This is a genomic window from Enterobacter sp. T1-1 (assembly GCF_000710795.1).
GTDB classification, from domain to species: Bacteria; Pseudomonadota; Gammaproteobacteria; order Enterobacterales; family Enterobacteriaceae; genus Enterobacter; species Enterobacter cloacae.
This window is the reverse complement of record NZ_JALW01000003.1, coordinates 38,025-48,830: the sequence shown is the minus strand read 5'-3', so window position 1 is coordinate 48,830 and position 10,806 is coordinate 38,025. Positions and strand designations below refer to the sequence as shown.

The 10,806-nt window shown below is 55.7% G+C and carries 10 protein-coding genes and 1 riboswitch; of the genes, 6 read left to right on the top strand and 4 right to left on the bottom strand.

The window, feature by feature from the left end; all coding sequences use genetic code 11:
• The first annotated feature begins 160 nt into the window (after positions 1-160).
• The 3 genes from trhP (at position 161) to yegS (ending at position 3,616) form a co-directional block, all read left to right on the top strand.
• On the top strand, positions 161-1,522 hold the full coding sequence (gene trhP, locus AK59_RS0100915; RefSeq protein WP_029881788.1) for a prephenate-dependent tRNA uridine(34) hydroxylase TrhP: 1,362 nt from the start codon (positions 161-163) through the stop codon (positions 1,520-1,522).
• Between the two features lie 315 nt (positions 1,523-1,837).
• A complete protein-coding gene (locus AK59_RS0100910) occupies positions 1,838-2,602 on the top strand; it encodes a hypothetical protein (protein ID WP_029881787.1) in 765 nt (254 codons plus the stop codon).
• A 114-nt stretch (positions 2,603-2,716) separates the two neighbouring features.
• Positions 2,717-3,616 carry a lipid kinase YegS gene (yegS, locus tag AK59_RS0100905; RefSeq protein WP_029881786.1) on the top strand — a complete coding sequence of 300 codons (900 nt, stop codon included), beginning with the start codon at positions 2,717-2,719 and terminating at the stop codon, positions 3,614-3,616.
• Positions 3,617-3,662: 46 nt separating this feature from the next.
• Here the strand turns inward: yegS and fbaB are convergent, their stop codons facing one another.
• Complete coding sequence (fbaB, locus tag AK59_RS0100900) at positions 3,663-4,715, bottom strand: class I fructose-bisphosphate aldolase (RefSeq protein ID WP_008500869.1); 1,053 nt, start codon at positions 4,713-4,715, stop codon at positions 3,663-3,665.
• Positions 4,716-4,967: 252 nt separating this feature from the next.
• On the opposite strand from fbaB, the gene AK59_RS0100895 reads away from it, so the two are divergent.
• From AK59_RS0100895 to AK59_RS0100885, 3 genes are read left to right on the top strand one after another with little or no spacing between them, the layout of a single operon-like run.
• Positions 4,968-6,245 carry a nucleoside permease gene (locus tag AK59_RS0100895; RefSeq protein WP_013097908.1) on the top strand — a complete coding sequence of 426 codons (1,278 nt, stop codon included), beginning with the start codon at positions 4,968-4,970 and terminating at the stop codon, positions 6,243-6,245.
• Positions 6,242-7,246, top strand: a complete 1,005-nt coding sequence (locus AK59_RS0100890; RefSeq protein ID WP_029881785.1) for an ADP-ribosylglycohydrolase family protein — start codon at positions 6,242-6,244, stop codon at positions 7,244-7,246. Before AK59_RS0100895 ends, AK59_RS0100890 begins: the two co-directional genes overlap by 4 nt.
• Complete coding sequence (locus AK59_RS0100885) at positions 7,243-8,196, top strand: PfkB family carbohydrate kinase (protein WP_029881784.1); 954 nt, start codon at positions 7,243-7,245, stop codon at positions 8,194-8,196. Before AK59_RS0100890 ends, AK59_RS0100885 begins: the two co-directional genes overlap by 4 nt.
• On the opposite strand, the gene AK59_RS0100880 is transcribed toward AK59_RS0100885, so the two are convergent.
• Genes AK59_RS0100880 through thiM form a run of 3 tightly spaced genes read right to left on the bottom strand, consistent with a single transcriptional unit; the run spans position 8,170 to position 10,526 of the window.
• Complete coding sequence (locus tag AK59_RS0100880; protein ID WP_013097911.1) at positions 8,170-8,916, bottom strand: GntR family transcriptional regulator; 747 nt, start codon at positions 8,914-8,916, stop codon at positions 8,170-8,172. The two genes, AK59_RS0100885 and AK59_RS0100880, sit on opposite strands and share 27 nt — an antisense overlap.
• A gap of 42 nt (positions 8,917-8,958) precedes the next feature.
• Positions 8,959-9,759 (bottom strand): bifunctional hydroxymethylpyrimidine kinase/phosphomethylpyrimidine kinase, encoded by an 801-nt coding sequence (gene thiD / locus AK59_RS0100875; RefSeq protein ID WP_029881783.1) that lies wholly within the window; start codon positions 9,757-9,759, stop codon positions 8,959-8,961.
• Positions 9,756-10,526 carry a hydroxyethylthiazole kinase gene (gene thiM, locus AK59_RS0100870; protein WP_029881782.1) on the bottom strand — a complete coding sequence of 257 codons (771 nt, stop codon included), beginning with the start codon at positions 10,524-10,526 and terminating at the stop codon, positions 9,756-9,758. Before thiM ends, thiD begins: the two co-directional genes overlap by 4 nt.
• A 35-nt stretch (positions 10,527-10,561) precedes the next feature.
• A riboswitch (TPP riboswitch) is annotated at positions 10,562-10,658 on the bottom strand.
• Positions 10,659-10,806: the final 148 nt, after the last annotated feature.

The following is a 10,806-nucleotide window of genomic DNA, read 5'->3' as shown; positions in this document are numbered from 1 at the left end:
AACGCCCCCTCACCCTAACCCTCTCCACAAAGGGGTGAGGGGCAAAGCTTTACCTCCCTGCCCCGCGGCGCTACAATGCCCGCCCTTAAAGTGGGGGATCTCCCCTTACCGGTGCACCTGGTGCACGCGGATCTGACCTGTCATCAGAACGAGAATAAACATGTTTAAACCGGAACTCCTTTCCCCGGCGGGAACGCTGCAAAATATGCGTTACGCTTTCGCCTATGGTGCCGACGCCGTCTACGCGGGCCAGCCGCGCTACTCGCTGCGCGTGCGCAACAACGAATTCAACCACGAGAACCTGCAGCTCGGCATCAACGAAGCGCATGCCCTGGGCAAAAAATTCTACGTGGTGGTCAACATCGCGCCGCACAACGCCAAGCTGAAGACGTTCATCCGTGACCTGAAGCCGGTGGTGGATATGGGGCCGGACGCGCTGATCATGTCGGATCCGGGTTTAATCATGCTGGTTCGGGAGAACTTCCCGGAGATGGATATTCACCTCTCCGTGCAGGCTAACGCCGTGAACTGGGCGACGGTCAAATTCTGGAAACAGATGGGGCTGACCCGCGTCATTCTGTCGCGTGAACTTTCCCTCGACGAGATTGAAGAGATCCGCACCCAGGTGCCGGATATGGAAATCGAAATTTTCGTTCACGGTGCGCTGTGCATGGCCTACTCCGGGCGTTGCCTGCTCTCCGGTTACATCAACAAGCGCGACCCGAACCAGGGCACCTGCACCAACGCCTGCCGCTGGGAATATAATGTCCAGGAAGGCAAAGAGGACGATATCGGTAATATCGTCCACAAGCATGAGCCAATCCCGGTTACGAACGTTGAGCCTACGCTGGGCATCGGCGCACCAACCGACAGCGTGTTTATGATTGAAGAGGCCAAACGTCCGGGCGAGTACATGACCGCCTTTGAAGACGAGCATGGCACGTACATCATGAACTCAAAAGATCTGCGCGCCGTCGCCCACGTTGAACGCCTGACCCAGATGGGCGTGCACTCCCTGAAAATTGAAGGCCGCACCAAATCCTATTACTACTGCGCGCGTACCGCACAGGTGTACCGCAAAGCGATTGACGACGCGGCAGCCGGTAAACCGTTCGACACCAGCCTGCTGGAAACTCTGGAAGGTCTGGCGCACCGCGGCTATACCGAAGGTTTCCTGCGTCGTCATACCCATGACGATTATCAGAACTACGAGCACGGCTACTCCGTGTCCGAGCGTCAGCAGTTTGTCGGCGATTTTACCGGCGAGCGCAAAGGTACGCTGGCCGCCGTGGCGGTGAAAAACAAGTTCACCAAAGGCGACAGCCTGGAGCTGATGACCCCGCAGGGCAACATGAACTTCACGCTGGAACACCTGGAGAACGGCAAAGGCGAAGCGATTGAGGTTGCGCCGGGCAATGGTCATACCGTCTGGCTGCCGGTACCGGAAGAGGTGGAGCTGGAGTTTGCCCTGCTGATGCGCAATTTCAACGGTGAAAGCACCCGAAATCCGCATAGTAAATAGTCAACCAGGGAAATTTTTTCGCGCCGGGAAAATTCTTAGAATCGGATCACATACCGCTTCGTTCAATACGGGTATTATCCCCAGCGCTGAAAAACATAACCCATAAATGCTAGCTGTACCAGGAACCACCTCCTTAGCCCGCGTAATCTCCCTTACGTGGGCTTATTTTTTTCTATACCAAGTCTCGCCTGCGTGCCTGCTTGGTCGTAGACAAAAAACTCCCATGGCCTCTGGAGTGGTTTGATACTCTGGATATGAAATCCATGTACGTTGATTAATGATTTTCAATTGAACTTATCAAAAGGACCCTGAGTGATGAATAACTATATTTTCGAAGCATTTGGTGAGTACAAAATTTATATAGCGTTCTTTTTGGCGATATTATTTTTTATGAAATCACCAAGCATCAGTTTCTTTACTGGACTCATTCTAAAATTATTCCGCATTAAATACTCTGATAAAGAATATGTCGAGTACGACGAGATGCTTTATAATCAGCAATTATTCAGGTTAAAGAATGGCGTGAGAGTTGCCTCTGCTGATGATGCAAAATTAATTTCTAAGGCTCTAAGCGAAGGAATAATTGAACGTTCAACATTGCGTTTTACAGGGTGGTTTGGCGCAGTGGGAGTCAAGAGAACGATGCGTCTGGAGTCTGTTAGTACGACTTTTTTCGGTGTTCTGTTCATTTTTACCGCTTGTAGCATCCTCTACGATGCGCCTTACATGAAAGCAGGTTATGTCACATACAATGTCAGCGATACAGAAAAATTATATATTTCTAAACACCGGGTATATGATAAAAATAATAATAACTCCTGGAACAAACTTCAATGTCTTAAAATCATCCAAGATGAAAAATCCATTCAGCATCTTAAAGATGCATGTATTTATATCACAACTGATGACCTTGACCTACGAACAGAATTGCAGGATGCAATTGAATCTGAATCAACTGGAAAAAAAGTTCTCGCTGCGCTCGTAGTCGCACTGACAGCAATAGGTGGCTTGATAATAGTAGGTATCACTAATTTCGTTAAATTAAATAAAATCGTATGTGATTTAAAAGGTATTAAATAGCGAGTATGTGATGAGTTAGAAAGGCAGTGTACTCACTGGATTCGTCCTGTTCTTACCCGCTTTTTTCCACACTGCTATACACTCTTACTAACGCTAAAAAAGGGAGCAGCGAGGATGGCAACCTATCCAGACAGTTTATTGATTCTCAATGGTAAAAGTACAGGCAACGATCTGCTGCGTCAGGCAATCACTGATTTGCGGGAAGACGGGGCGCGGATCCATGTACGGGTCACGTGGGAAAAAGGCGACGCGGCACGGTATATCCATGAAGGCCTGACGTTGGGCGTCGCAACCATTATCTCCGGCGGCGGCGACGGCACCATCAATGAGATCGCCTCTGCGCTTGTCGACCTGCCCACCGAAGGCCGTCCGGTGATGGGCATTTTACCGCTCGGTACCGCCAATGATTTTGCCACCAGCGCTGGCATTCCGGAGGAGTTAAGTAAAGCCCTGCAACTGGCGATCCTCGGTAAAGCTACCGCCGTGGACATTGCGCAGGTGAATGACAAAACCTGCTTTATCAACATGGCGACGGGCGGGTTCGGCACGCGGATCACCAGCGAAACGCCGGAAAAACTCAAAGCGGCGCTGGGCGGTGTCTCTTATCTGATCCACGGCCTGATGCGCATGGACACCCTCAAGCCTGACCGCTGCGAAATTCGCGGCGAGGATTTCCAGTGGCAGGGAGACGCGCTGGTGATTGGCATTGGCAACGGTCGTCAGGCAGGCGGCGGGCAGCAGCTTTGCCCGGAGGCGCTGATTAATGACGGTCAGCTTCAGCTGCGTATTTTCACCGGCGACGGCCTGCTGCCCGCGCTATTTACCACGCTGACGCAGCCCGAAGAGAGCCCAAACATTATTGCCGGAAAATCCGCGTGGTTCGAAGTAAATGCCCCGCACGGGATGACGTTTAATCTGGATGGGGAACCGTTGAGCGGGGAGCATTTCCGCATAGAGGTATTGCCCGGCGCGCTGCAGTGCCGGTTGCCGCCGGATTGTGTGCTTTTGCGCTAATCCCCTCACCCCAGCCCTCTCCCACAGGGAGAGGGAGAGTGAGGCGTCAGGCGATCGTCACTTTGCTGTCCAGATAGACATCCTGAACTGCATTGATCAGCTTCACGCCGTCAGCCATCGATTTCTTAAACGCTTTACGGCCAAGTATCAGCCCCATACCGCCTGCGCGTTTGTTGATAACCGCCGTGCGTACCGCGTCAGACAGGTCAGTATCTCCACCCGCCGCACCGCCGGAGTTAATCAGCCCGGCGCGTCCCATGTAGCAGTTCGCCAGCTGGTAGCGCACCAGGTCGATCGGGTTATCGCTGGTCAGCTTGCTGTAGACACGGTCATCGGTATAACCGAAGTTCACCGCCTTATAGCCGCCGTTATTCTCGGCCATTTTCTGCTTCACGATGTCAGCGCCAATGGTTGCGGCCAGGTGGTTCGCCTGACCGGTCAGGTCAGCTGAGACGTGGTAGTCCACCCCGTCTTTTTTAAACGCGGAGTTACGCAGATACGCCCACAGCACGGTCACCATCCCGAGTTCATGGGCGCGTTCAAAGGCAGCGGAAATCTCTTCAATTTGACGACGGGACTGCTCAGAGCCGAAGTAGATCGTTGCCCCAACCGCTACTGCGCCCATATTGAACGCCTGCTCCACGCTGGCGTAGAGGGTCTGGTCATATTCGGTTGGGTAGCTGAGCGTCTCGTTGTGGTTCAGTTTGACGAGGAAAGGAATGCGGTGGGCATAACGCCGTGAAACAGACGCCAGCACGCCATAGGTAGAGGCCACACAGTTACAGCCCGCTTCAATCGCCAGCTCAACAATGTTCTTCGGATCAAAGTAGAGCGGATTGGCTGCAAAGGAGGCGCCTGCCGAGTGTTCAACGCCCTGGTCAACCGGCAGAATCGAGAGATACCCGGTACCGCCCAGCCGCCCGGTATTATAGAGCGTCTGCATATTTCTCAGCACAGCCGGTGGACGGTTGTTATCCACCATCACGCGGTCAACGTAGTCGTGGCCGGGCAGATAAAGCTGGTCGGCTGGAATGGTCATACAACGATGCTGTAAAAGGCTGTCGGCGTCTTTGCCAAGCAACTGCGCAATATCAGTCATAGCGATGCTCCCGTAATTCCGACGTCATGTCGGTGAGTGTTTATCCAGACCCACATTTTTATGGGCAGACTAAGCCTGGTACCGACTTAACAGATTTTCCAGCATTTGCATTTTTTTTCAGCACAATCTGCTGGCTCGATTCGTGTACAACAAAACTGTTACATTGATCAAACAATCACCACAAAGGTATTTTAAAGGTATTATTGAATGGTATGTTAAAGGCGTACTCTCACTGACATGCAGGATTAAACAATGAAAACGAAAGTCCAACTGTCATTCATGATGTTTGTTGAATGGTTTATCTGGGGAGCGTGGTTTGTGCCGCTGTGGCTATGGCTGAGCAAAAGTGGCTTTACCGCCGGGGAGATTGGCTGGTCCTACGCCTGTACGGCCATTGCGGCGATCCTGTCGCCTATTCTCGTCGGCTCGCTGACCGACCGTTTCTTTGCCGCCCAGAAAGTGCTGGCGGTTCTGATGTTTGCCGGTGCCATTCTGATGTACTTCGCCGCACAGCAAACCCAGTTCAGCACCTTCTTCCCGCTGCTGCTGGCCTACTCTCTTACCTATATGCCCACCATTGCGCTGACCAACAGTATTGCCTTCGCCAACGTCGATGACGTGGAAGCCGATTTCCCGCGTATTCGCGTGATGGGCACTATCGGCTGGATCGCCTCCGGTCTGGCATGCGGGTTCCTGCCGCAGATGCTGGGCTATAGCGATATCTCTGATACCAATATTCCGCTGCTGATGACCGCAGCCAGCTCCGCCCTGCTGGGCGTGTTTGCCCTGTTCCTGCCGAATACGCCGCCGAAAAGTACCGGCAAGCTGGATTTCAAAGTGATGCTCGGTCTGGACGCGCTGATCCTGCTGCGCGACAAAAACTTCCTGGTGTTCTTCTTCTGCTCTTTCCTGTTCGCGATGCCGCTGGCCTTCTATTACATCTTCGCCAACGGCTATCTCACCGAAGTGGGGATGAAAAACGCCACCGGCTGGATGACGCTCGGCCAGTTCTCTGAAATCTTCTTTATGCTGGCGCTGCCGTTCTTCACTAAACGCTTTGGTATTAAGAAGGTCTTACTGCTGGGCCTGCTCACGGCCGCCATCCGCTACGGTTTCTTTGTTTACGGTGGCGCGGAACAATACTTCACCTATGCGTTGCTGTTCCTCGGCATTCTGCTGCACGGGGTGAGCTACGACTTCTACTATGTAACCGCGTATATCTACGTGGATAAAAAAGCGCCGGCGCATATGCGTACGGCTGCGCAAGGCCTGATTACGCTGTGCTGTCAGGGCTTTGGTAGCCTGCTGGGTTACCGCCTGGGCGGCGTGATGATGGAAAAAATGTTCGCTTACAAAGAGCCGGTGAATGGGCTGACCTTCAACTGGGCCGGAATGTGGACATTCGGTGCGATCATGATTGCCGTGATCGCCGTGCTGTTTATGCTGTTTTTCCGCGAATCGGACAAAGAGATCACCGCAATTGAGGTGGTTGATGGCGATGCTGCGCTGACACAAGGGGAAGTTAAATGAAACAAGAACGTATTCTCGGTGCTCTTTACGGGCAGGCGTTAGGGGATGCGATGGGTATGCCCTCCGAGCTGTGGCCAAGAAAGCGCGTAAAAGCGCACTTCGGCTGGATCGACCGCTTCTTACCCGGCCCGGCAGAGAATAACGCGGCCTGCTATTTTAAGCGCGCGGAGTTTACCGATGATACTTCGATGGCGCTGTGCCTGGCCGATGCGATTATCGAATGCGACGGGGAGATTGACGCGGATATCATCGGCAAACACATCCTGAACTGGGCGCTGGATTTCGATGCCTTTAATAAAAACGTGCTGGGTCCCACCTCAAAAATCGCGCTTAACGCCATCCGCGACGGCAAACCCGTCAGCGAACTGGACAACAACGGCGTGACCAACGGGGCGGCGATGCGGGCTTCCCCGCTGGGCTGCCTGCTACCGGCGACGCGGCTGGAACATTTTGTCGGGCAGGTCGCGCTGGCCTCCAGCCCGACGCATAAATCGGACCTCGCCATCGCCGGGGCCGTGGTGATTGCCTGGGCGGTTTCGCGCGCCATCGACGGCGAGCGCTGGCAGAACATCGTCGATGCCCTGCCCGGCATTGCCCGCTACGCACAGGAGGCAAATACCACCACCTTCAGCGCCTCGCTGGCGGCTCGTATTGAACTGGCGCTTAAGACCGTGCGGGAAGCCCACGGCATCGACTCCGCCAGCGAGCAGGTTTATCAGCTTATTGGTGCGGGCACCAGCACCATTGAGTCCGTTCCGGCCGCGATTGCGATGGTGGAGCTGGCCGGCACGGACCCAAACCGCTGCGCGATTTTGTGCGCCAACCTCGGCGGAGATACAGACACCATCGGGGCGATGGCAACGGCCATCTGCGGGGCACTGCACGGCGTGCAGGCGATTGACCCGGCGCTGAAGGATGAACTCGATACCGAAAACCGGCTCGATTTTGACTACTATTGCGAAAAACTGCTGCACTACCGGGAGCAAAGGGAGGGCGTATGAGTACGTTAGCCCAGCGTCTTGAAACATTACAGGCCACACGCCCGGTCACGGTGCTGGGCGCGGCGGTCATCGACGTGATCGCCGACGCGTACGCCCTGCCCTGGCGCGGATGCGATATCGAGCTGAAACAACAAGGGGTGAATATCGGCGGCTGTGCGCTGAATATTGCCATCGCCCTGAAGCGGCTCGGCATTGCGGCGCAAAACGCCCTGCCCGTCGGCCACGGCGTATGGGCGGAGATCATCCGTAACGCCATGGCAAGACAGGATCTGCACAGCGCCGTGGAGGCCGAAGCGGGCGATAACGGCTGGTGTCTGGCGCTGGTAGAGCCTGATGGCGAACGCACCTTTATGTCGTTTAGTGGCGTGGAGAACCAGTGGCAGCCGCACTGGCTGGATGTGCTGAACGTCCCACCGGGTAGCCTGGTGTATCTGTCCGGCTATCAGCTGGCATCGCCATCGGGCGAACTGCTCACACGCTGGCTGGAGTCGCTGGAAAACGTCACCGCGTTTATCGATTTTGGCCCCCGCATTGCTGATATTCCCGACGCGCTGATGGCGCGGATCATGGCCCTGAAACCTATCGTGTCGCTCAATCGTCAGGAGGCGCAGATTGCCGCGGAGCGCGCTGGCATGGACGTTGATACGTTAGGCGTGCAGTGGCAGCACCGTTATGGCGCCGCGCTGATTATTCGTCACGACAAAGATGGCGCAGCCTGGTATGAAGGCGACGCATCGGGTTATGTTCCTGCGTTTCCCGCCACCGTCGTCGATACCATTGGCGCAGGCGACAGCCATGCGGGCGGTACGCTTGCCGGTCTGGCGGCAGGATGGCGTCTGGCGGATGCCGTGACGCTGGGGAATGCCGTGGCGGCCTGGGTGGTCAGCCACCGCGGCGGGGATTGCGCGCCGACGCGCGAGGCCTTACTCCTCGCACACAAAGACGTATAGGTCGCTGCGACAGTAGCTGATGCTGTACTCAATCGGCCGGTGCTGCTGGTCAAGCGCAACCTGCTTGATCACCAGTACCGGTATTTTGTCATCCATACTGATATGCGCCTGAAACTCGCTGTCCGGCATCCGGGCGCTGACCCGGGAGCGGGTGCGTTGCGGAAAGATATTCTGGCTACGGAAGTAGTCGTACAGCGAGATGCCAATTGCGTCCGGGTCATGAATTAACTCAACCGGAACCCAGGACTCCTCAATCGACACCGCGTCATCGTCAACGTAACGAATGCGCTTAAGCAAGAATACCTCGCTGTCAGGGGGTACCGACAGCTGGCTGGCCACCTCTTCCGGACACTTCACCACCCGTTTATTCACCCATAGCGTGTTAGGTTTTTTACCGCGCAGCACCACCTGCTGGGAAAACCCGCGCGCTTCCTTAAGCGAATATTCAAAGATGTTGTTGATCTGTGTCCCGTAACCCCGGGCGCGCGTTACCACGCCCTCTTCTTCCAGCGCCTGCATCGCTTTGCGCACGGTAATGCGCGACACCCCGGTTAACTGGCTCAGATCGCGCTCGCCGGGCAGAATATTCCCGTGCTCCAGCACTCCGCTGCGTACCGCGTTTTTTACCGTTTCGGCAAATTTCAGATACAGCGGCATGTTGTCGGGCGCGGCGATCCGTTCATTCAGTTGAGCGATTAACCGGGTATGCGCTTGTTCCATCTCTGTTTTCTCAGGCGTGGTGTTTACTGCCAGTATACTGGCTTACCACCATGCATGAAAATGATGAACCGGCCCAATACCGTGACCCACTTCCAGAGTATCGGCTTTTGCCAGCGCGGCCGAGAGCCATGTTTTGGCCTCGCGTACCGTATCGTCCCAGCTGTTGTGCCGTGGACGCAGCGCCGCCAGCGCGGCAGAGAGCGTGCACCCCGTACCGTGGGTATTTTTGGTATGCACGCGCGGGGCCGTGAAACGCAGTTCACCGTCGCGGGTAAAGAGCCAGTCCGGGCTTTCATCGTCATCGAGATGGCCGCCTTTCATTAGCACCGCGCCGCACCCCATCGCCAGCAGGGCGTTCCCCTGCTCTTTCATCTCACGTTCGTTCTGCGCGTGTGGCGCGTCTAACAGTGCGGCCGCTTCCGGCAGATTTGGCGTAATCAGCGCCACCTGCGGCAGCAGTTTCTTGCGCAATGTCTCAACAGCAGAGGCAGAGAGCAGCGGGTCACCGCTTTTAGCCAGCATCACCGTATCCAGCACCACATTTTGCACCTGATAACGTTGCAGCCGCTCAGCCACCGCTTCGACGATATCCGTTTCTGCCAGCATCCCAATTTTGGTGGTGTCGATGCGCACATCGCTGAATACCGAGTCCAGCTGTGCACCGACAAAATCAGGCTCGACACGGTAGACCGACTGCACGCCGCGCGTGTTTTGCGCCACCAGGGCGGTGATCACCGAGCAGCCGTAAGCGCCAAGAGCGGAGAACGTTTTCAGGTCGGCCTGGATACCGGCACCGCCGCTTGGATCGGTACCGGCAATCGTCAGAGCATTAATTCGTTTCATGCTTGTGTCTCCAGGTTGTGCAGCGCATCAAGGAACGCGCTGGCAAAGCTTCCCGGCCCGTGAGACTGCGCAACGGCGATCGTTCCGGCACGCTTCATCCATCCGCAGGCAGCGGCAATATTATCCAGCCGCTCCCCCGGCAGGGAACAACTCGCCGCCACCACCGCCGAGAGCGCACACCCGGTGCCCACCACGCGGGTCATTAACGGATCGCCGCCCGCAACCGTTCGGGTGCGCTGACCGTCGGTGACGTAATCCACCTCCCCCGTCACTGCCACAATGGCATTGGTCTGGCGAGCCAGCACCTGCGCGGCGGGTAGCGCGGCGGCGGCGGTGTCGGTGGTATCTACACCGCGTCCCCCTGCGCTCATCCCCGCAAGGGCGAGAATTTCCGACGCATTGCCGCGAATGGCTGCTGGTTTCAGGGCAAGGATTTGATGACAAAAGCGGGTACGGAACGCCAGAGCGCCCACCGCAACCGGGTCAAGCGTCCAGGGCTTGCCTGCCGCCACCGCGCTCTCAATAGCACGACGCATCGACTGGGCGCGGGGCGTGGTGAGAGTACCGACGTTAATCAGCAGCGCATCGGCCATCCCGGCAAACTGCTCGGCCTCTTCGGCTTCAATCACCATTGCCGGAGAAGCGCCAAGCGCCAGCAGAACGTTGGCCGTAAAGGTTTGCACGACATCATTGGTCATACAGTGCGTAAGCGGGGAACGGGTCCGGAAGTGATGTAAAACGTGTAAATCGAGCAGGTCAGGCTGCATAGGTTCGCTCCTGCCTTGCGTGAAGAAGCGATGACCGGGAAGGCATCTGACTTCCCTACGCTGGCATTATCCAGATCAGGTAATACGGGTATTTCTCAGCCTTCACAAAGAAGGGCACCCCGAGTCAAAATACTTTTAAAACAAATAGTTAGATACAAACATTTGCTTGAATTTAGTGTAACCGTAGCGAAGGCCACGGTGCAAGGGGTTTCTACAAGGCCAGTCGCATGCAGCATGTGGCCGCAGCTTATCGTAGGGAGATCATTCCTGTATTTTTTAG

Excerpts from the sequence above, each read along its gene's own strand:
- trhP (WP_029881788.1), top strand. The coding sequence starts at position 161 with ATGTTTAAACCGGAACTCCTTTCCCCGGCGGGAACGCTGCAAAATATG.
- AK59_RS0100880 (WP_013097911.1), bottom strand. The coding sequence starts at position 8,916 with ATGGAACAAGCGCATACCCGGTTAATCGCTCAACTGAATGAACGGATC.
- AK59_RS0100890 (WP_029881785.1), top strand. The coding sequence starts at position 6,242 with ATGAAACAAGAACGTATTCTCGGTGCTCTTTACGGGCAGGCGTTAGGG.
- thiD (WP_029881783.1), bottom strand. The coding sequence starts at position 9,759 with ATGAAACGAATTAATGCTCTGACGATTGCCGGTACCGATCCAAGCGGC.
- AK59_RS0100895 (WP_013097908.1), top strand. The coding sequence starts at position 4,968 with ATGAAAACGAAAGTCCAACTGTCATTCATGATGTTTGTTGAATGGTTT.
- AK59_RS0100885 (WP_029881784.1), top strand. The coding sequence starts at position 7,243 with ATGAGTACGTTAGCCCAGCGTCTTGAAACATTACAGGCCACACGCCCG.
- AK59_RS0100910 (WP_029881787.1), top strand. The coding sequence starts at position 1,838 with ATGAATAACTATATTTTCGAAGCATTTGGTGAGTACAAAATTTATATA.
- thiM (WP_029881782.1), bottom strand. The coding sequence starts at position 10,526 with ATGCAGCCTGACCTGCTCGATTTACACGTTTTACATCACTTCCGGACC.
- fbaB (WP_008500869.1), bottom strand. The coding sequence starts at position 4,715 with ATGACTGATATTGCGCAGTTGCTTGGCAAAGACGCCGACAGCCTTTTA.
- yegS (WP_029881786.1), top strand. The coding sequence starts at position 2,717 with ATGGCAACCTATCCAGACAGTTTATTGATTCTCAATGGTAAAAGTACA.